The sequence below is a fragment of the Streptacidiphilus sp. MAP5-3 genome (assembly GCF_041262505.1).
In the GTDB taxonomy this organism is placed as follows: Bacteria; Actinomycetota; Actinomycetes; order Streptomycetales; family Streptomycetaceae; genus Streptacidiphilus.
On record NZ_JBGCCL010000014.1, the window covers coordinates 113,172 to 132,039 of the forward strand.

The 18,868-nt window shown below is 70.4% G+C and carries 19 protein-coding genes and 3 tRNA genes; 6 read left to right on the forward strand and 16 right to left on the reverse strand.

Features of this window, described 5'->3' with window-relative positions:
* Positions 1-73: 73 nt before the first annotated feature.
* The gene (locus ABH928_RS21550) at positions 74-1,240 is read left to right on the forward strand and encodes an ABC transporter ATP-binding protein (protein ID WP_370068882.1); all 1,167 of its coding nucleotides are present in this window, start codon (positions 74-76) and stop codon (positions 1,238-1,240) included.
* Complete coding sequence (locus ABH928_RS21555; protein ID WP_370068885.1) at positions 1,237-2,238, forward strand: ABC transporter permease; 1,002 nt, start codon at positions 1,237-1,239, stop codon at positions 2,236-2,238. Before ABH928_RS21550 ends, ABH928_RS21555 begins: the two co-directional genes overlap by 4 nt.
* 21 nt (positions 2,239-2,259) lie before the next feature.
* On the opposite strand, the gene ABH928_RS21560 is transcribed toward ABH928_RS21555, so the two are convergent.
* The 8 genes from ABH928_RS21560 to ABH928_RS21595 form a co-directional block, all read right to left on the reverse strand.
* Positions 2,260-3,318, reverse strand: a complete 1,059-nt coding sequence (locus tag ABH928_RS21560; protein ID WP_370068887.1) for a UDP-N-acetylmuramate dehydrogenase — start codon at positions 3,316-3,318, stop codon at positions 2,260-2,262.
* A 68-nt stretch (positions 3,319-3,386) separates the two neighbouring features.
* Complete coding sequence (locus tag ABH928_RS21565; RefSeq protein WP_370068889.1) at positions 3,387-4,895, reverse strand: DHA2 family efflux MFS transporter permease subunit; 1,509 nt, start codon at positions 4,893-4,895, stop codon at positions 3,387-3,389.
* A 79-nt stretch (positions 4,896-4,974) separates the two neighbouring features.
* Entirely contained in the window at positions 4,975-5,595 is a 621-nt protein-coding gene (locus ABH928_RS21570) for a TetR/AcrR family transcriptional regulator (RefSeq protein WP_370068891.1), read from the reverse strand.
* 70 nt (positions 5,596-5,665) lie between these two features.
* Entirely contained in the window at positions 5,666-6,094 is a 429-nt protein-coding gene (locus ABH928_RS21575) for a MaoC family dehydratase (protein ID WP_370068893.1), read from the reverse strand.
* A 7-nt stretch (positions 6,095-6,101) separates the two neighbouring features.
* Positions 6,102-6,557 (reverse strand): MaoC family dehydratase N-terminal domain-containing protein, encoded by a 456-nt coding sequence (locus tag ABH928_RS21580; protein ID WP_370068895.1) that lies wholly within the window; start codon positions 6,555-6,557, stop codon positions 6,102-6,104.
* A 189-nt stretch (positions 6,558-6,746) separates the two neighbouring features.
* On the reverse strand, positions 6,747-6,911 hold the full coding sequence (gene rpmG / locus ABH928_RS21585; RefSeq protein ID WP_004571794.1) for a 50S ribosomal protein L33: 165 nt from the start codon (positions 6,909-6,911) through the stop codon (positions 6,747-6,749).
* Between the two features lie 83 nt (positions 6,912-6,994).
* Positions 6,995-7,070 (reverse strand) — tRNA-Met (locus ABH928_RS21590).
* A 45-nt stretch (positions 7,071-7,115) separates the two neighbouring features.
* Positions 7,116-7,188 (reverse strand) — tRNA-Thr (locus ABH928_RS21595).
* Between the two features lie 212 nt (positions 7,189-7,400).
* Here ABH928_RS21595 and ABH928_RS21600 point away from each other — a divergent pair.
* Complete coding sequence (locus ABH928_RS21600) at positions 7,401-8,687, forward strand: hydrolase (RefSeq protein WP_370068897.1); 1,287 nt, start codon at positions 7,401-7,403, stop codon at positions 8,685-8,687.
* Positions 8,688-8,805: 118 nt separating this feature from the next.
* On the opposite strand, the gene ABH928_RS21605 is transcribed toward ABH928_RS21600, so the two are convergent.
* Positions 8,806-9,327, reverse strand: coding sequence for an N-acetyltransferase family protein (locus ABH928_RS21605; protein ID WP_370068899.1), 522 nt, complete (start codon positions 9,325-9,327; stop codon positions 8,806-8,808).
* Positions 9,328-9,504: 177 nt separating this feature from the next.
* Between ABH928_RS21605 and ABH928_RS21610 the strand changes: the two genes are divergently transcribed.
* The gene (locus ABH928_RS21610) at positions 9,505-10,119 is read left to right on the forward strand and encodes a PadR family transcriptional regulator (RefSeq protein WP_370068901.1); all 615 of its coding nucleotides are present in this window, start codon (positions 9,505-9,507) and stop codon (positions 10,117-10,119) included.
* Between the two features lie 69 nt (positions 10,120-10,188).
* Here the strand turns inward: ABH928_RS21610 and ABH928_RS21615 are convergent.
* A tRNA-Tyr gene (locus ABH928_RS21615) sits at positions 10,189-10,269 on the reverse strand.
* Between the two features lie 244 nt (positions 10,270-10,513).
* Between ABH928_RS21615 and ABH928_RS21620 the strand changes: the two genes are divergently transcribed.
* Positions 10,514-11,002 (forward strand): YajQ family cyclic di-GMP-binding protein, encoded by a 489-nt coding sequence (locus ABH928_RS21620; RefSeq protein WP_370068903.1) that lies wholly within the window; start codon positions 10,514-10,516, stop codon positions 11,000-11,002.
* Positions 11,003-11,116: 114 nt separating this feature from the next.
* Positions 11,117-11,662 carry a G/U mismatch-specific DNA glycosylase gene (gene mug, locus ABH928_RS21625; RefSeq protein WP_370068905.1) on the forward strand — a complete coding sequence of 182 codons (546 nt, stop codon included), beginning with the start codon at positions 11,117-11,119 and terminating at the stop codon, positions 11,660-11,662.
* Positions 11,663-11,692: 30 nt separating this feature from the next.
* Here the strand turns inward: mug and ABH928_RS21630 are convergent, their stop codons facing one another.
* The 6 genes from ABH928_RS21630 to nuoK form a co-directional block, all read right to left on the reverse strand.
* Positions 11,693-12,100 (reverse strand): YccF domain-containing protein, encoded by a 408-nt coding sequence (locus ABH928_RS21630; RefSeq protein WP_370068907.1) that lies wholly within the window; start codon positions 12,098-12,100, stop codon positions 11,693-11,695.
* Between the two features lie 61 nt (positions 12,101-12,161).
* On the reverse strand, positions 12,162-13,040 hold the full coding sequence (gene htpX / locus ABH928_RS21635) for a zinc metalloprotease HtpX (RefSeq protein ID WP_370068909.1): 879 nt from the start codon (positions 13,038-13,040) through the stop codon (positions 12,162-12,164).
* A gap of 188 nt (positions 13,041-13,228) precedes the next feature.
* Entirely contained in the window at positions 13,229-14,905 is a 1,677-nt protein-coding gene (locus tag ABH928_RS21640) for an NADH-quinone oxidoreductase subunit N (RefSeq protein WP_370068911.1), read from the reverse strand.
* A gap of 3 nt (positions 14,906-14,908) precedes the next feature.
* Positions 14,909-16,453: a NuoM family protein gene (locus ABH928_RS21645; protein WP_370068913.1), complete on the reverse strand. Its 1,545-nt coding sequence runs from the start codon at positions 16,451-16,453 to the stop codon at positions 14,909-14,911.
* 52 nt (positions 16,454-16,505) lie between these two features.
* Positions 16,506-18,506, reverse strand: a complete 2,001-nt coding sequence (locus ABH928_RS21650; RefSeq protein WP_370068915.1) for an NADH-quinone oxidoreductase subunit L — start codon at positions 18,504-18,506, stop codon at positions 16,506-16,508.
* Complete coding sequence (gene nuoK / locus ABH928_RS21655; RefSeq protein ID WP_370069019.1) at positions 18,503-18,868, reverse strand: NADH-quinone oxidoreductase subunit NuoK; 366 nt, start codon at positions 18,866-18,868, stop codon at positions 18,503-18,505. The genes ABH928_RS21650 and nuoK overlap by 4 nt, the downstream gene beginning before the upstream one ends.

Below are 18,868 nucleotides of genomic sequence, written 5' to 3' on the forward strand. Positions count from 1 at the left end.
TGGGGTGACATTCCGTCGTCTGTTCGTGATGGGATGGACATGACCGAATGTCGCCCGTGCAGCAGGAGTATCCATGATCGAGGCGCGCGGCCTGACCAAGCGCTACGGCGCCAAAACAGCCGTCGACAACCTCAGTTTCCAGGTTCGCCCCGGTATCGTCACCGGATTCCTCGGGCCCAACGGCTCCGGGAAGTCCACAACGATGCGCATGATCCTGGGACTTGACTCACCGAGCTCCGGAGGCGTCACCGTCGGCGGCCAGCCGTTCAAACAACTCGCCAATCCGGCACGGACCGTGGGCGCGCTGCTCGACGCCAAGTCGATGCACCCCGGCCGCAGCGCACGGGCGAACCTGCTCAGCCTCGCCAGGCTCAGCGGGCTGCCGAGCCGCCGGGTGGACGAGGTACTGGCTCAGGTAGGCCTGCAGGAGGTGGGCGGGCGGCGCGCGGGGGGCTTCTCGCTCGGTATGGGCCAGCGGCTCGGCATCGCCGCCGCACTGCTGGGTGACCCGCAGGTGCTGATGCTGGACGAGCCGGTCAACGGTCTCGACCCGGAGGGCGTGCTCTGGGTGCGCCAACTGATACGCAGCTGGGCCTCGGAAGGCCGCACGGTCTTCGTCTCCAGCCACCTGATGAGCGAGATGGCGCTGACCGCCGACCACCTGGTCATCATCGGTCAGGGCAAGCTGCTGGCCGACATGAGCCTGCAGGGCTTCATCCAGCAGTATTCGTCGGGTTATGTCGGCGTCCGCACCCCGCCGGAGGACTCCGCCCGCCTGGTGGGCGTGCTCTCGGCGGCGGGCGGCAACGCCCAGCCGAACCCGGACGGTTCGCTGAAGGTCACGGGGCTGGAGGCCAACCGGATCAGCGAGCTGGCCCACGCACAGGGCATCCGCCTGCTCGAACTCTCGCCGCAGCAGGCCTCCTTGGAGGAGGCGTACATGCGGATGACCCAGCACGCGGTCGAGTACCGCGCGTCCGGGCCGGGGGCCGTGCCGCAGGGCGCAGGCCCGGGCTACCCGCAGCCGGGGGCCATGCAGGCGCCGGCGGGCATGCAGGCGCCCCCGCCCATGGGCTACGGGCCCACACCGGGCCAACCCGTCCCGTACGGTCAGCCGGCTCAGGCTCCGCAAGCCGCGCCGCCCGGCTACGGGTTCCCGCCCACCGCGGGCGGTCCCGCCCAGCAGCCGCAGTACCAGCCGCAGCAGGTCAACCCCTATGCGACGAAGAGCGAGGGATGAGCGTGTCGCAGCCGTACCCCCCGACGTACCCGCCGCAGGGCGCACCCGCCCCCGCGCCCGGCTACGCACCGCAGCCCGGCTTCCCGCCGCAGTCCGGCTACGCACCGCAGCCCGGTTTCCCACCGCAGGGCCAAACGCCACCGCAGGGCCAGATGCCGGGGCAGGGGCAGATGCCGGGACAGTTCCCGGGTCAGCCGCCGGTCCAGCCCGCGCGCACTCCCGGCATGGCCGGGGCCGCTGAGCGCCCGAACCTGCTGCACGCCCTCGTGTCGGAGTCGACCAAGCTCTGGACCACCCGGTCGACGCTGTGGCTGCTGATCTGCGCCACGCTGTCGATGCCCGTCTTCGACTTCCTGCTCTCCTCGCATTACAGCGGGTTGGAGGAGGTCGCGAGAAGCCAGTTCATGTCCGACTCGGGCTACGGTGGCATCATCGCGCTGCTGCTGTACGCACCGCTCGGCGTGATGGTGATCGCGGCCGAGTACTCCTCGGGCATGATCCGTAACACACTCATCGCCTGTCCGCGCCGAGGGCGCGTGCTGACCGCGAAAGTGCTGATGCTGTTCTTCGGGTCACTGGTCACCGGGATTGCGCTGAGCGCCTTCAGCCTGCTGGTGTCACACGCGATCCTCCCCGGCAACTTCGGCGACTCGGTCTCCACGGGGACGACCATCGACACCGCGTTCCGCTCGGGGCTCTACCTCTCGCTGGTGACGATGTTCTCCTTCGCCCTCGGCACCATGCTGAAGCGCTCCGCCCCGGCCATCGTGATCATGTTGGGCCTGATCTTCGTGCCCTTCGTGATGGCGATCCTCGTCGGAGGCAACATCGGCGAGAAGCTGATGAACTACTCGTTCATCAGCGGCCTGCTGTACCAGTACGGCGAGATGGTGCAGGACACCGGCCCGACGGCAACAGACATGCTCGTGTACCTGGGAGCTGCCACAGCCGTCGCCCTGGCCGGCGCCTACGCGCTGCTCCTCAGCCGCGACGCCTGACACCACTCATGGCTCGGGGTCTCAGAGCGAGACCCCGACCATCACCGGCTCGTTGACGAGCGTCACGCCGAAGGCGTTCGCCACCCCGGCCTGGATCTCGCGTGCCAGCGCGAGGAGGTCCGCCGCGGTGGCGGTGCCGCGGTTGGTCAGGGCGAGGGTGTGCTTGCTGGAGAGGCGGGCCGGGCCGGTGCCGTAGCCCTTGGTGAAGCCGGCCTTGTCGATCAGCCAGGCGGCCGAGGTCTTCACGTGCCCCGGCCCCGCCGGGTACGCCGGTGCCTGGACGTCCGCCCCCAGCCGCTCGGCGACCCGGGCCAGGAAGGCCTCGTGCTCGGCCTGCGTCAGGATCGGGTTGGTGAAGAACGAGCCCGCCGACCAGGTGTCGTGGTCTTCCGGGTCCAGCACCATGCCCTTGCCGCTGCGCAGCTTCAGCACCGCCTCGCGGGCCGCGCGCAGTTCCACCCGGTCCCCCTGCTCGACGCCCATGGTGCGCGCCGTCTCGGCGTAGCGGACCGGCGTCGACATGCCGTCGGCGTCCTCCAGTGCGAAGCGGACCCGCAGCACCACCCAGCGGTCCGGCTCGGCCTTGAAGCGACTGTGCCGGTAGGCGAAGGCGCAGTCCTCGGCGGAGACCGTGACCGTCTCCCCGGCCCGGCGGTCGTAGGCGACGACCTCGGTGATGGTCTGGGAGACCTCCTGGCCGTAGGCGCCGACGTTCTGCACTGGTGTGGCACCGGCCGAACCCGGGATCCCGGCCAGGAACTCGATGCCGGCCAGGCCGTGCTCCAGCACGGCGGTGTCGACGACGTCGGACCAGACCTCGCCGGCGGCCAGTTCCAGCGTGGTGCCGTCGAGGGCGAAGCCCTTGGTGGCGATGCGCAGGACGGTACCGGGGACGCCCTCGTCCCCGATCACCAGGTTGCTGCCGCCGCCGAGCACCAGCAGCGGCTCGCCCGCCTGGTCGGCCGCGCGGACGACGGCGACGACCTCGTCGTCGGTCGTCGCCGTCACCAGCCGCCCGGCCGGGCCGCCGATGCGGAGCGTGGTCAGGGGGGCGAGGGGAGCGTCATGGAGTTCCTGCACGGGGACAGGGTATCCGGCGACACCGGACACCCTGTCTGCTTCCTGCGCCGGTCCGACCGGCCCCGCGCTCAGGCGACCGGCTCCGCTGTCGGGGTCTCCTCCTCGGCCACCGGAGTGCCCGCCTGGGTGCCCGACTCCACGGGCTGCGCCTGCGCCTGCGCCTTTGCGGCACTGCTGCGGCGCGGGGCGATCAGGATCGCGACCACCGCCATCGCGATCACGGCCGCGCCGACCCACAGCGCCGGGACCAGCCCGTCGACGAAGCTCTGCCCGCTGGCGTAGCTGCCTCGGGCGGTGAAGACCGACGTCAGGACCGCGACGCCGAGGGCGCCGCCCACCTCACGCAGGGCGTTGTTGGTGCCGGAGGCCACACCCTGCTCCTCAGGTCGGACCGAGCCCATCAACACGGCCGCCACCGGGGCGAAGAAGAGCGCCATGCCTGTGCCCGAGATCACCAGCCCGGGGATCTGGCTCGTGTAGCTGATGTGGGCGGCGGCGATCGCCGCGAACCAACCCAATCCGATCGCCTGGAGCGCCAGGCCGACGGCGATGACGATCCGGCCGCCGATACGGTCGACCAGCAGCCCGGCCAACGGCGCGACGATCATCGGCATCCCGGTCCACGGCAGCATCCGCACGCCCGCACCCATCGGGCTGTAGCCCTGGACGTTCTGCAGGTACTGGCTGAGCAGGAAGATCGCGCCGAACATGCCGAGCGACATCAGCATCGACGCCGCGTTGACAGCAGCGAAGGTGCGGTTGCGGAAGAGGCGCAGCGGCAGCAGCGGGTGGGCCGTCCGGGACTCCCAGACCAGGAAGCCGACCAGCAGCACCGCGCCTCCGACCAGCCCGGACAGCACCGGCGCGCTGGTCCAGCCGTCCGCATTGCCGCGGATCAGGCCGTAGACGATCCCGAAAAGGCCCGCACTCGCCAGGGCCGTGCCGGTGACGTCGAGCCGGCTGTTGGGCCCGAACGACTCGGTCAGCCGCAGCCGGGCCAGCGGCAGCAGCAGGATGCCGATCGGGACGTTGAGGGCGAAGATCCACTGCCAGGACAGGTGCTCGACGACGGTCCCGCCGATCAGCGGACCCATCGCCACGGCCATGCCGTTGACCGCTCCCCAGGCCCCGAAAGCCACGCCGCGCTTGGCGGCAGGGACGGCGTTGGTGAGCAGGGTCAGGCTGACCGGCATCAGCAGCGCCGCGCCGACGCCCTGCGCCGCGCGTGCGGCGACCAGCGCGCCGATGCTCGGCGCGAGTGAGGCGGCGAGCGACGAGACCGTGAAGAGCCCGAGCCCGATGGTGAAGAGCCGACGCCGTCCGAACCGGTCCCCCAGCGCCGCGCCGAGCATCAGCAGCACGGCGAAGGTCAGCGTGTAGGCGTTGACCGTCCATTCCAGGTCGGTGATGCCACCGCCCAGATGGGCTCGGATGGAGGGAAGCGCGGTGGTGACCACGAGGTTGTCGAGCGCCGCCATGAAGCCTGCGGTGCTGGTGATGACGAAGGCCCAGACAGCCGGGCTGACCTTGCCCTTGCGGGCCGGTGCGTCGTTCCGGGCGGTGGGGTTGGTGCGCATGGTGTCCCCCTGGCGCATCTAGTGATTAATCAATAACTTTCAGCGACCGAAAAATGGCGGCCGTCCCCGCGAAGGGACCTCAGCCGCCGCTCGAATCCGTCTTCTTCTCGTCTGCCTTCTTGTCCGTCGTATCGCCTGCCTGCTCGTCCGGCTTCTCGCCGAGCGCCTGCCAGACCCGGTGATCCGCCGGAAAGCCCATAGCGACCAGGGAGTTGATGAGCATGCCGCAGGCGAAGAACTGGCCGACCTCCTCCTGCGTCGAGCCGGAGGCCGCAACTACCGAGTCCCAGAGGTCCTCCCAGAGCGCGCGGACGGCCCTGCCCACCTCGTGATCCCCTGCCGCCTCGGCGGCAGCGGTGGACACGTACATCTGCAGCTGCATGAGCAGTCGGCTGCGGTCCCCGATCAGCTCGAAGTACGCATCGCCCATGGCGGTCAGCGCCTCTTCGCCCCGCAGCCCTTCGGCCGCCACGAGGAAGCTCTCCTTGACCTCCTCCATGCAGCGCCGAACGGCGGCCTCGAAGAGTGCCCGCTTGTTCTCGAAAAGCCGGAAGAGGTACGGCTGCGACACCCCGACCTGCCGAGCGATCTCGGCGGTCGAGGTGCCGTTGTAGCCACCGTCGGCGAACGCGACCATCGCGGCGCGGATGACGCTCTCGCGCCGCTCCTCCGCACTCATCCGCATGCTCGTCTTCGCCATGCTTCAAAGTTAGTGGCTGATTACTAACCATGCAAGAGGTTCCGGCCGACTCCCCGCGGTCGGGCCCAGATCAGCCCAGCTGGACGACGGCGCGGGCCATGCCCAGCACCTTCTGGCCGGCACTGGTCGCGGTCAGGTCGACACGGACCCGGCGCTCGTCCAGCTTGGCCGCGACCTTGGCGCTGACCTCGATCGTCGCCCCGGTCTCGTCGTTGGGCACCACCACCGGCTTGGTGAAGCGGACGCTGTACTCGACCACCGCGGCCGGGTCGACGGTCCAATCCGTGACCACCCGGACCGCCTCAGCCATGGTGAACATGCCGTGGGCGATCACGTCCGGAAGTCCGACCCCCTTGGCGAAGGCCTCGTTCCAGTGGATCGGGTTGAAGTCGCCCGAGGCGCCCGCGTACTGGACCAGCGTGGCCCGGGTCACCGGGAAGGTCTGGGCCGGGAGTTCCGTGCCCGCCTCGACGTCGTCGTAGTTGATGATCGCGGTCATCCCCGCCTCACTCCCCCGCCTCGGCCGCGCGGGCGACCAGCATCATGAGGGCGGTCACCACGTGCTCGCCGCTCTCCTCGTGCACCTCGCCACGGACCGTCAGCACGTCGTTGCCGGCCAGCGACTTGATCGACTCGATCACGCAGGTGACCCGCAGTCGGTCACCGGCGCGGACCGGGCGGCTGTAGACGAACTTCTGGTCGCCGTGGACGACCCGGCTGAAGTCCAGGCCCAACTCCGGGTCCTGGACCACCTGCGCGGCGGCACGGTAAGTGATCAGAAACGGGAAGGTCGGCGGCGCGATCACGTCCGGGTGACCGAGCGCCTTGGCCGCGTCAGGGTCGGTGTACGCCGGGTTGGCGTCACGGACCGCCTCGGCGAACTCGCGGATCTTCTCGCGCCCGACCTCGTAGGGCGCGGTGGGCGGATACGTCCGCCCGATGAGGGAGGGATCCAGCGGCATGCACGACTCCTGAGAGTTGTCGACTGAGCGTTGTCGAACAGACTTCCAGACACCGTTCCGGACACAGGTCCGGACACGACGTTCTGGACACGCCGAAGGCCGTCTCCGAAACGGAGACGGCCTTCGACTCAAGGTTCTCTAAGAACCCGAAGATGCTGACGAGATGCGACGATGCGCGTAGGCGCAGGGTCAGCGGGTCTCGCGGTGCGCGGTGTGAGCGTTGCAGCGGGGGCAGTGCTTCTTCATCTCAAGACGGTCCGGGTCGTTACGCCGGTTCTTCTTGGTGATGTAGTTCCGCTCCTTGCACTCCACGCACGCCAGCGTGATCTTCGGACGGACATCAGTGGCGGCCACGGGAGTGCCTTCCTGGGACAGACAACGTTACAGACAGACAAGAGTAGCCGACCAGGCCTGAACCAGGAAATCGGCTACGGGTGTGGTAGCGGTGACCGGACTTGAACCGGTGACACAGCGATTATGAGCCGCTTGCTCTACCAACTGAGCTACACCGCCACGACGATCGCGTTCCCCGCTGACGGCGGGGAACCCTCTCATCCGAGCCCCCATGCGGAATCGAACCGCAGACCTTCTCCTTACCATGGAGACGCTCTACCGACTGAGCTATAGGGGCGAACGGGGAAGACATTACACGGTCCGCAGCCCAACCGTGAAATCCGTTTGGCGCTGCTCCGGTACGACTTTTGCCACGGCCGCCACACGCCCCACGCGCCTCCCCTGTCGACCGTGACCCGCGCCCTAGGCTCGCTGTCTGCGATCTTGAACTTCACGCAGTTTCGCGGCAGGCGGCAGGAAGCGGCAGGCGGCAGGAAGGAGCGCCGGGCCATGGGAGCCGAGGCGGGGGGCGGAGCAGGGACCGGCACTGACGCCGGAACAGCAGGGTCGTCGGCGCTCCTGCCGGCACTGCTGCTGACGGGCGCGCGACTGGCCGACGGCCGGGCCGTCGACGTGCGGCTCTGGGGCGAGCGGATCGAGGCGGTCGGCGCGGTCGGCAGCCTCAGCGCCCCGGAGCGCCTGGATCTCCGTGGCTACTTGCTCCTGCCCGCCCCGGCGGAGCCGCACGCCCACCTCGACGAGGCCTTCACCGGGGACGACCGCGTCGGAGCTCGTGGCGAGGGTCGCGCGGGTGGCGACGAGGTGCGGCGGCAGATCACCGAGGCGGCGCTGACCTACCTCGGCTACGGCGCGACCGCGCTGCGGACGCAGATCCTGGTCAGCGAGGAGACCGGCCTTGCCCGCCTCGACGCGGCTCTCCAGGCGGCACGTGACCTGCGGGGGCTGGTGGACTGTCAGATCACCGTACTGCCAGGGCGGTTCACCGATGCCGTCCCCACTGCGGAGAGCGAGCGCCGGAGCCTCGCCCTGCTGCGGGACGGGCTGCGCGCCGGGGCGCACGCACTCGGCGGACGCCTCACCGAGGCGCCGGGTCCGCCTGCCGATCGACCCGCCCGTCTGGCTGCCCACCTGGCCGCCCTCGTCGCTCTCGCCCGGGAACTCGACCGCCCCCTGGATCTGCACGGCGCGGCAGGGCTGACCTCAGCGCCGGCGTCAGCCGTCGGCGCCCGTGCTGCCGAGCTTCCGCCGGGCTCGATCCTCTGCTTGGACGGATCGATGCCACCCGCCTCCGCCCTGGCGCGCTCGGGCGCGGGCGTCGTGGTCCTGCCAGCGGCCGGGCGCTGTGCGGGCGGCGCACCGCGGACGACCAGCGGCTTCGACCCGGCGTCGGTCCTTCCCCTGCTGGAGGCGGGGGTCCCGGTCGCCGCCGGGAGCGGGACGCTGCGCGACACCGTCTGCCCGGTCGGCCGTGCCGATCCGCTGGAGACGGCCTTCCTGCTGTCGGCCGCAACCGGTCTGTCTGCGGCGGAGGCGTACGCGGCCGTCAGCTCGACCGCCCGCGCGATGCTCGGGCTCACACCCGGACAGATCCGCGCCGGGGATCCGGCCGAGTTGGTCGCCGTGCGCGGCGAAAGCCTGACCGCCGCGCTGTCCGGCGGGCACAGCCGGGTCGTGATCCACCGTGGCCGCGTGGTCTCCCGCACCAGCGCGGTCCGCGAGTACGCGGACACCACCGCTGCGGCAGTCCCCCGCCAGGGCCGCCCCGGTCCCGCGTGATGTGACGTGATCCGATGTGTGCTGACGCGAGGAGGCCTGATGGGAGGGGGGCTGACGGGAGGGGGGCTGACGGAACGTCACCTGGCGTGTGCGTGACGCTGGGTGACGTAATGTGCCGTCAGTGCCCTGGCAGCGACTGCCAGTAGTGCACCAGAAGCTCGCCCCAGTCGTCGATCTTGACCCGGCCGGTGCGGCGGAAGCCGAGCGCGCGGTAGAGCCGGTTGGCGCGCAGATTGTCGGCGTGGGTCCAGAGTTGGGCTTCCGTGTAGGACCGGGCGCGCGCCTCGGCGAGCACGTGCTCCATCAGGCGGCGACCAACCCGCTGCCCCCAGCGGTCGGGCGCGACGCTGAGCAGGCTGAGGTGGATCAGCCCTTCCTTCGGCGGTCCGGCGCCGTCCTCGGTCAGGCCCTGGACTCCGAGGACCGTGCCGACGATGGCGGTTCCGGCGGGTCTGCCCTCCTCGCGAGCGAGAAAGAGCATGGCTCCGGGCGCGGCCATCCGTCCGTGGGCGAGCCGCACATGGTCCCGCGGCAGCGGGCGACCGTTGCGGCGGATCTGGTGCGAGTGCTGCCAAACGGCGAGCGCCGCGTCCACCTCCTCCGCGGTGGCAGGCCCCACCGCGACTGTGCCACCACCCATACCGGCCCCCTCACCGGGCGCAGGGGCACCCGTGGCCAAGCTTTCTACCACTCGCGGACGCGCACGTCAGCAGCCTTGCCCATCCATCTCAGGGGGCGGGCCACTGCCGAGTTGCACAGCAACTAGTCGAGACCCGACTAGTTCCTATGTGAATACCCTCGGCATACGATGTCAGTCATGAGCACCCCGCTGCGCAGTTCCCCGCTCTCGCTGACCGTCCTGTCGCTGCTGCACTACCAGCCGCTGCACCCGTACGGGATCCAGCGGCTGATCAAGCAGTGGGGCAAGGACCAGGTGGTCAACGTCAGCCAGCGCGCCAGCCTCTACCGGACCATCGAGCGCCTGCTCACCGCCGACCTCATCGCGGTCCGCGAGACCGAGCGGGACCAGCAGTACCCCGAGCGCACGGTCTACGAGGTCACCGACGCAGGCCGCCGCGTCGCCCGCGAGTGGCTGCTGGAGATGCTCGCCACACCGAAGCAGGAGTACCCGGAGTACCCGGCCGCCCTGTCGCTCCTGATGATGCTCACCCCGGCCGAGGCACTCTCCGTCTTCGAACAGCGCGCCGCGCTCGTCCGCACCTCCCTGCAGGAGATCGAGGCCGTCACGGCGGCGGAACACTCGCTGCCGCGCGTGACGATGCTGGAGACGGAGTACCAGCGCGTGGTGACGGCGGCTCAGCTGAACTGGCTGGACTCCGTCATCGCCGACCTCAAGTCCAGCCGTCTCTCCTGGACCCCCGAGGAACTCCTCGCCTTCGCCGACACCCAACGCACCGACACGGAGGGCTGAAGCCGTTCGAACGGGGCATGCGAAGGGCCCCGGACGCTTGCGCTGATCCGGGGCCCTTCGGCTTCCACGTGGCGGGTGCAGGGTTCGAACCTGCGTAGCTTGCGCGACAGATTTACAGTCTGCTCCCTTTGGCCGCTCGGGCAACCCGCCAGGGATGGTGTCTCGCGGTCTCCCGCTCCGACGACGTAAACCATACCTGATGGTGGGGGGTGCTTCGCCACTCGGTTGATCAGTGTGGGGGCGGGCAAGGGGCCGAGTGGGTGGCTAGGCTGGTTCGGCTGCCGCGTGGCCGGAAGGTGGGGGCGCGTGCGGGCGGTTCGGCGGGCGTTTTGCGCGGTCGGAGCCGCAGGAAAACCGACAAGACAGTCCATACCGTCAAGGAGACACAACGATCATGGCCGACTCCAGTTTCGACATCGTTTCGAAGGTCGAGCGGCAGGAGGTCGACAACGCGCTCAACCAGACCGGTCGCGAGATTGCCACGCGCTTCGACTTCAAGAACGTCGGCGCGTCCATCGAGTGGTCCGGCGACAAGATCGAGATGCGGGCCAACGGCGAGGAGCGGGTCAAGGCGATCCTCGACGTGTTCGAGACCAAGCTGGTCAAGCGCGGCATCTCGCTCAAGTCGCTGGACGCCGGAGAGCCGCAGCTGTCGGGCAAGGAGTACAAGATCTTCGCGACGATCGAGGAGGGCATCTCCCAGGAGAACGCCAAGAAGATCGCGAAGATCATCCGGGACGAGGGTCCCAAGGGCGTCAAGGCCCAGGTCCAGGGCGAGGAACTGCGGGTCACCTCGAAGAGCCGGGACGACCTCCAGGCCGTGCAGGCGCTGCTGAAGGGCAAGGACCTCGACTTCGCCGTGCAGTACGTGAACTACCGCTGAGACTCAGCCGGTGGATCACCGGCTGCCACGAGGGCGGTCGCGGAGGGTCTCCGCGACCGCCCTCGTCGTACCGGCGCGACGGGAGCCGGGCGCTGCCGGGGAGAATGGCCTGCTGTGAAGCCGACTCCTGAGCAACTGACCGCCGCCACCGACGCCACGATCGAGGACGTGATCGGTCCCGACCTGCGGGTGCTGTTCTGCGGGATCAACCCGGGGCTGTGGTCGGGCGCGACGGGGCATCACTTCGCGCGTCCCGGCAACCGGTTCTGGCCGGGCCTGTACCGCAGCGGCTTCACGCCGCGTCAGCTGCGGCCGGAGGAGCAGCAGGAGCTGCTGGGGCTCGGGCTGGGGATCACCAACGTGGTGGCCCGGACCACCGCCAAGGCGGACGAGCTGACAGCCGAGGAGTACCGCAGCGGCGGCCAGGCGCTGGCGGAGCGGGTGGCGCGCTGGCAGCCCCGAGCGCTCGCCGTGCTCGGCATAGGCGCCTACCGGACCGCCTTCGGGCGTCCCAAGGCGGTCGTCGGACGCCAGGACGAGCCGCTGGGCGGCACCGAGGTGTGGGTGCTGCCCAATCCGAGCGGGCTCAACGCGCACTACACGCTGGACGGGATCGCAGCGGAGTTCCGCAAGCTCAGAGAGGCCGTCGACGGCCGCTGAGACCGTGGCCCGAGGACCGCTGAGCCCAGGTCAGGCACCCCAGCCCGCGAAGCGCTGGTCCGTCGGGACGATCTCGCGTCCGAGGGGCATGAGCGATATCGGGATCATCTTGAGGTTGGCCCAGGCGAAGGGCAGCCCGATGATGGTCACTGCCAGCGCGATGCTCGTCGCCAGGTGGCCCAGGGCCAGCCACCACCCCGCGAAGATCAGCCAGACCACGTTGCCGGCGCACGACGCCGCACCGGCGTCGGGGCGCTCACGCGTCGTCCGCCCGAACGGCCAGAGGACGTAGAGCGCGATCCGGAAGGAGGCGATCGCCCACGGGATGGTGATGATCAGGATCGCGCAGATGATCCCGGCCACGACGTACGCGAGGGCCATCCACAACCCGCACAGCACCAGCCAGAGGACGTTGAGTACGAAGTTGACGACCTTCACGGGCTTTCCTTTCGTTCTAACGCCTGCGCCCTAACGCCTGCGCCTTAACGCCTGCGCCCGCTCAGCGGCGGGTTTGGTAGCCGGCCATCTGCTCGAGTCGGGAGATCCGGTCCGGCATCGGTGGGTGGGTGGAGAACAGCTTGGTGGCCAGACCGCCGCCCGAACCGGCGCGAAAGGGGTTGACGATCATCATGTGACTGGTCGTCTCCAACTCGGGCCGGGCCGGAAGCGGAAGCTGCTGGGTACCGCGTTCGAGCTTACGCAGCGCGCTGGCCAGCGCCAGCGGATCACCGGTCAACTGCGCGCCGGACGCGTCGGCCTGGTACTCACGGGAGCGGCTGACGGCCAACTGGATGATGCTCGCCGCCAGCGGGCCCAGGATGATGATGAGCAGCATCCCGGCCAGGCCGGGGCCGTCGTCGTCCTCGCTGCGCCCGATCGGGATCAGCCAGGCGAAGTTGACGAGGAACATCACCACGGACGCCAGTGCGCCGGCCACCGAGGAGATCAGGATGTCCCGGTTGTAGACGTGGGAGAGCTCGTGGCCCAGCACGCCACGCAGCTCCCGCTCGTCGAGCAGGTTGAGGATGCCCTGGGTGCAGCAGACCGCCGCGTTGCGCGGATTGCGACCGGTGGCGAAGGCGTTGGGGGCGTCCGTCGGGGAGATGTAGAGGCGCGGCATGGGCTGCCGGGCCGAGGTGGAGAGCTCGCGGACGATCCGGTACAACACCGGGGCCTCGATCTCGCTGACCGGGCGCGCCCTCATCGAACGCAGCGCCAGCCTGTCGCTGTTCCAGTACGCGAAGCCGTTCGTCGCCAAGGCCACCAGCAGGCCGACGACCAGACCCGTACGCCCCCAGAAGCTGCCGATCACCAGGATCAGCGCGGACATCACGCCGAGGAGTACAGCCGTCTTGAGACCGTTGTGCTGGCGGTGCACGGAAGCCCTCCGAGACGTGCGTTGGGGGGTGTCTTTCACAGCCCGTTTCGCCTTTTCAACGGGTGAGACGGACTTTCTAGTTCCCTTCTCACCCGCGGGCACCGCCCGTGCAACTCGAGAGTGCGTGTGCGGACGCGTGCCTGGGCGCGTGCCCGGAGACGCGCCCGAACACGCTTCAGCCTGCTCGCTCAGCCGAAGAGCGAACCGGACGCCAACTGCAGCACCAGCTGCGGCGCCACCGACAGCACGACGCCGAGCACCGTCGCCAGTGCGACCGCAGCCCCCAGGGCGACCGGCAGCCCGGGACGCGCCGCGGCCGACACCGAGGCCGTGGCCGAGGCCGAGATCGGGGCCGGAGCCGTGGCCGAGGCCGTGGCCGAGGCCGAGATCGGGGCCGGAGCCGGGGCCTCGCCGGTGGCAGGCCCGGCGAGCGGGCTGGGCTGGAAGAGCTTGGCGGTCCATGCCAGGTAGTAGTACAGGGCCACTACGACATTCACCGCCATGATCACGGCCAGCCAGCCGAGACCGGCGTCGACCGCGGCGCGGAAGACGACGACCTTGCCGAAGAGACCGATCACACCCGGCGGCAGACCGGCCAGGTTCAGCAGGAAGAACGCCATGGCCAGCGCCACTGCGGGACGCCGTGCGAAGAGACCCTGGTACGCGTCGAGCCGACCGCCGCCGCCCAGGGTGACGACCGCGAACGCGCCCAGGTTGACCAGGCCGTAGATCAGCGCGAAGGCCACCGTGGAGCCGATCGGCGCGCCACCGGCCCTGCCGAAGCCCGCGGCCGCGATCGGGACCAGCAGGTAGCCGGCCTGGGCGACGGACGACCAGGCGAGCAGCCGCACCGCGCTGTACGGCGCGTCGAAGCGCTGACGGAGCGCACCGACGTTGCCGACGGTCATGGTCAGCGCGGCGAGGACTGCCAGTGCGTAGCCCCAGTCTCGCCCGTACGAGTGAAAACCGAGGACAGCGATTGCGGCGAGGCCTGCGAGTCCGGCAGCCTTTCCGACCACAGAGAGATACGCGGCGACGGGGACGGGAGCGCCGGCGTATGTGTCCGGCACCCAGAAGTGGAACGGTGCGGCGGCCGTCTTGAAGGCGAAGCCGACCAGGGTGAGCACGGTGCCGACGGCGACGAGCACGTGCAGCTGCGACTGGACGTGGGGCAGCGCGGCACCGATCCGGTCGAGGTAGAGGCTGCCGGTGGCGGCGTAGACGAAGCTGACGCCGAGCAGGGTGACGGCCGTGGCCGTGACCGACGACAGGAAGAACTTGAGCGCCGCCTCGCCGCCCCGTCCGTCGCGGCGCAGGGCGACGAGCGCGAAGGCCGGCAGTGTGGTGACCTCCAACGCGACGACGAGCGAGGCCAGGTCACGGCAGGCGGGCAACAGGGCCGCCCCGCAGGCCGAGGCGAGCAGCAGGAACCAGAACTCCCCCGCGGGCAGCCGGTCCGCGTCGACGGAGAAGAGCGAGAGCAGCGCCACCAGCAGCGCCCCGGCCAGCACCAGCAGCTGGAAGGCCAGCGCGAAATGGTCGGCGACGTAGGAGCAGGAGGTCGCTCCTGCTGAGGTGGTGCAGAACGTGGTCCGGTGGCCGTCGCGCAGCGGCAGCAGCAGGACGAGCGAGGCGGCCAGCCCGGCCACGGAGAGCCAGCCCAGCAGCGCCTTTCGCGCCGTCGGCAGGAACAGGTCCGCGACCAGGACGACCAGCGCCATCACGGCGGGGACGAGCGGCGGTAGGACGGCGAGCCAGTCCACGGACTGGATCAGCGATCCGGCGGGAACGGCACCGGCGGCCAGTGTGCCGACGGGCAGAGCGCCGGTGGGCAGAGCGCCGGTGGAGAGAGCGGTAGTCAGCATGGCTCAGCTGCCTCCGAGCAGCGCCTGGACGGCGGGCGTGGACAGCCCGAGCAGCAACGCCGGCCAGAGACCGGCGACGACGGTGAGCACGACCAGCGGGGTCCAGGTGACGGCCTCGTAGGTCTGGACGTCGGTGAGGGACGCCCCCGGAACGGCGGGCGCGGTGGCCAGGTCGCCCATGCAGATCCGGCGGACGACGGAGAGCAGGTAGGCCGCGGTGAGCAGGGTGCCGAGCCCGGCCAGGACCATGAGCGTGAGGAAGGTCGGCCGGGACAGCCCGGCGGCGGGGTGGAAGGCGCCCAGCATGGCCAGCAGTTCGCCCCAGAAACCGGCCAGGCCCGGCAGGCCCAGACTGGCCACCGCCCCGAAGGCGAGCAGCGCGCCGAGCCGTGGCGCGCGTCCGTAGAGCGCGGCCCCGCTCTCGGCCCGGGCCCCGGCGAGGGTGTCCAGGTCGGCGGTGCCGTAGCGGTCCTTGACCGCGCCGACGAGGAAGAAGAGCAGGCCGGTGATCAGTCCGTGCCCGATGTTGGCGAAGAGCGCGCCGTTGATACCGATCGGATTGAGGGTCGCGACGCCCAGCAGGACGAAGCCCATGTGGCCGACGGAGGAGAAGGCGATCAGCCGCTTGAGGTCACCACGGCTCCCGGGCCGGGCCAGTGAGAGACAGGCCAGCGAGCCGTAGATGATGCCGACGACGGCGAAGGCCCCGATGTACGGGGCGAGTTCGTGCATCCCCAGCGGGACGCTCGGGATCAGCACCCGGACGAAACCGTAGGTGCCCATCTTGAGCAGCACGCCCGCCAGCAGCACCGAGCCGGCCGTGGGTGCGGCCGTGTGGGCGTCCGGCAGCCAGCTGTGGAACGGCCACATCGGCGCCTTGACGGCCAGTCCGATGCCGATGGCCAGCACGACGAGGATCTGGGTGCCGCGGGACAGGCCGTGCCCGTGGTTGGCGGCCAGCGCGGTCATGTCGAAGGTTCCGGCCTTGAGGCCGAGCAGCAGCAGGCCGAGCAGCATGACCGCCGAGCCGAGCAACGTGTAGAGGATGAAGCGAAACGCCGCCGGTCCCCTGTTCTCCCCGCCCCAACGGGCGATCAGGAAGTACATGGGCACCAGCACGATCTCGAACGCCACGAAGAAGAGCAGCAGGTCGAGCACCGCGAAGGTGGCCAGCATGCCGGTCGCCAGGAGCAGCAGCAGGCCCGTCCAGCCCCGTTCGCTGCCGCCTGCGGGCAGGCGCTTGAGCGAGTAGACGGCGCAGAGGAAGGTCAGCAGCGCCGTCAGCACCAGCAGCGGCAGCGAGATGCCGTCGACGCCCAGGTGGAACCGGACGTTGAGCGCCGGGATCCAGGCCACGTCGGTGACGCCCTGCATCCGGGCCGGGTGGTGCAGGTCGAACCCGGCGGCCAGAGCGATGGCCACAGCCAGGTCGGCACCGGTCACGGCGACGCCGAGCCACAGCGCGCGACGTCCGCCCAGCGCGGGCACCAGCGTCGCGGCGGAGCCGACCAGCGGCAGCGCGAGGAGGACGAGAAGCAGAACGGTCATCTGGCGGTCGCCTCCGAGCGGGCGGAACGGGCACGGCGGGCGAATTCGGCGATCACTGGGCCACCGCCACGACGATGGCGAGGACCACGACACCGGCCGCGAGCGCGCTCAGGTAGCCCTGGGTGTTGCCGTTCTGGGCCCGCCTGACGACCCGTCCGACCAGGCCCGGACTGATCGCCGCGCCCTTGACGTAGGTCTCGACGACCTCACGGTCGAGGAAGGCGACCAGCTCGGCCGCGCCGAGCACCGGGCGGACGAAGAGACGGTCGTAGAGACGGTCGACGCCGAAGCCGTCCCGGGCGGGCCCGAAGAGCGGGCCGAGCAGCACCCGTCCCGGATCGGCCACCGCGCCCGCGGCCACCGCGTCGGCGGGGAGGGTCGCCGCGGCGCGGCGCCAGGCGGCGTAGGCGAGACCGAAGCCGAGCAGGGCGACGCCGGTGCCGATCAGGCTGGTGGGCAGCGACGGCGTCAGCGAGACACCGTCCAGCCAGGCGGGGAGCCAGTTGGTACGCAGGCCGACCAGGCCGAGCGCGAGGCTCGGCACGGCCAACAGCCACAGCGGCCAGCGCATCGCCGCAGGCTCGGCGGTGGTGACCTTGGCGCCTGCGTTCTCGCCACCGACGCTCTGCGCGCCGCGCGGGTGGAAGGCGAGCAGCCAGAGCCGGGCCACGTACATCGCGGTCAGCAGCGCCGTCAGCAGGCCACCGACCAGGACGGTCCAGCCAAGGAAGCAGGGCACGTTTCCGGCCGGGCCGAGGCCGTCGGTCAGCGCGTGACCGTTGGCGGCCTGCTCTGCGGCCGTCAGCACCGACTCCTTGCTGAAGAACCCGGAGAACGGCGGCACGCCCGCGAGCGCCAACAGGCCGATGCCCATGGTGGTGTAGGCGTCCGGCACCCGGCGGCGGAGCAGGCCCGCGCCCGAGCCGCCAGTACCCGAGATGCCCGAGCCGTCGGGGCTCAAGCCGCCCGGACGGGCCATGGCGGTGAGCGAGTTGGTGTGGGCGGCGTGTATGACCACACCGGCCGCAAGGAAGAGCAGCGCCTTGAACGCGCCGTGGGTCAGCAGGTGGAACAGGGCGGCGTCGCGGTCGCCCACGGCGAGCGCACCGGTCATGTAGCCGAGCTGACCGACCGTCGAGTAGGCCAGCACCCGCTTGAGGTCGTCCTGCGCCAGCGCGCACAGCGCCGAGCCGATCATGGTGATCACGGCCATCACGCCCAGGACCACCAGGGCGGCGGTCGAGAGCAGGAAGACCGGCATCAGTCGGGCCACCAGATAGACACCGGCGGCGACCATGGTGGCCGCGTGGATCAGCGCGGAGACCGGCGTCGGGCCGGCCATCGCGTCCGGGAGCCAGGTGTGCAGCGGGAACTGCGCCGACTTGCCCGCGACGCCGCAGAGCAGCAGCAGCGCGGCCAGCGTGGCGTGGTGCAGGTGCCCGGTGGTCGCCGCGCCGATGACGCCGTTGATCTGGAACGTCCCGGCGTCGCCGGCCAGCACGAAGATGCCGAAGAGGAAGGGCACGTCACCGAGCTTGGTGACCAGGAAGGCCTTGATCGAGGCGGACCGGGCGTCCTCGCGCTCCCAGTGGTGACCCACCAGGAAGTACGAGCAGATGCCCATGACCTCCCAGCCGACCAGCAGCACGATCAGGTCGCCGGAGTAGAGCACCAGCAGCATCGCCGAGGTGAAGAGCGAGACCAGCGCCGCATAGGAGGGGTAGCGCGGGTCCTCACGCAGGTAGGCCGTCGAGTAGACCTGCACGCAGGTCGCGACCACGCCGACGAGCACCGCGAGCAGGACGGCGATGCCGTCCAGGTTCAGCGAGAGATAGATCTGCACGCCGCCGGTCGGGGTGAGCTCGGTGGCGGCGTCGAGGATGTGGCCGGGGCCGAGGCGGGCCGCGACGACCACGGCGAGCACCGCCGCGGTCAGCGTCGGCAGAACCGCGAGCGGCCGGGCCATGCCCGGAGCGCGCCGTCCGCAGGCCAGGCCCGCGAGAGCGCCGAGGAACGGCAGCAGCGGGACGAGGATCGCGAGAGTGAGGGTCATCCGACGGTGGCCTTCCCCTCGGTCGGGTCGACGAGTTGATCCCCGTCCGGCTCGTCGCCGTCGTGGAGACGGCCGACCCGGTCGATGTCCGCGGTCCCGCGGTTACGGAAGACCAACAGCACGACGGCCAGACCGATGCCGATCTCGGCGGCTGCGATGGTGATGGTGAACAGGGTGAGCGCCTGGCCCGCGTGCAGGGAGTCCCGCAGCCAGACGTCGAAGGCGACGAGGTTGAGGTTGACGGCGTTGAGCATCAGCTCGACGGACATCAGCATCAGCACGGCGTTGCGGCGCGCGAGCACGCCGTAGAGGCCGACGCAGAAGAGCAGGGCCGCGAGGACGGCCGGGTAGACGAGATGCAC

Coding starts and splice junctions, on each gene's coding strand:
- ABH928_RS21550 (WP_370068882.1), top strand. CDS start 74: ATGATCGAGGCGCGCGGCCTGACCAAGCGCTACGGCGCCAAAACAGCC.
- ABH928_RS21555 (WP_370068885.1), top strand. CDS start 1,237: ATGAGCGTGTCGCAGCCGTACCCCCCGACGTACCCGCCGCAGGGCGCA.
- ABH928_RS21565 (WP_370068889.1), bottom strand. CDS start 4,895: ATGCGCACCAACCCCACCGCCCGGAACGACGCACCGGCCCGCAAGGGC.
- ABH928_RS21570 (WP_370068891.1), bottom strand. CDS start 5,595: ATGGCGAAGACGAGCATGCGGATGAGTGCGGAGGAGCGGCGCGAGAGC.
- ABH928_RS21575 (WP_370068893.1), bottom strand. CDS start 6,094: ATGACCGCGATCATCAACTACGACGACGTCGAGGCGGGCACGGAACTC.
- ABH928_RS21580 (WP_370068895.1), bottom strand. CDS start 6,557: ATGCCGCTGGATCCCTCCCTCATCGGGCGGACGTATCCGCCCACCGCG.
- ABH928_RS21600 (WP_370068897.1), top strand. CDS start 7,401: ATGGGAGCCGAGGCGGGGGGCGGAGCAGGGACCGGCACTGACGCCGGA.
- ABH928_RS21605 (WP_370068899.1), bottom strand. CDS start 9,327: ATGGGTGGTGGCACAGTCGCGGTGGGGCCTGCCACCGCGGAGGAGGTG.
- ABH928_RS21610 (WP_370068901.1), top strand. CDS start 9,505: ATGAGCACCCCGCTGCGCAGTTCCCCGCTCTCGCTGACCGTCCTGTCG.
- ABH928_RS21620 (WP_370068903.1), top strand. CDS start 10,514: ATGGCCGACTCCAGTTTCGACATCGTTTCGAAGGTCGAGCGGCAGGAG.
- ABH928_RS21640 (WP_370068911.1), bottom strand. CDS start 14,905: ATGCTGACTACCGCTCTCTCCACCGGCGCTCTGCCCACCGGCGCTCTG.
- ABH928_RS21645 (WP_370068913.1), bottom strand. CDS start 16,453: ATGACCGTTCTGCTTCTCGTCCTCCTCGCGCTGCCGCTGGTCGGCTCC.
- ABH928_RS21650 (WP_370068915.1), bottom strand. CDS start 18,506: ATGACCCTCACTCTCGCGATCCTCGTCCCGCTGCTGCCGTTCCTCGGC.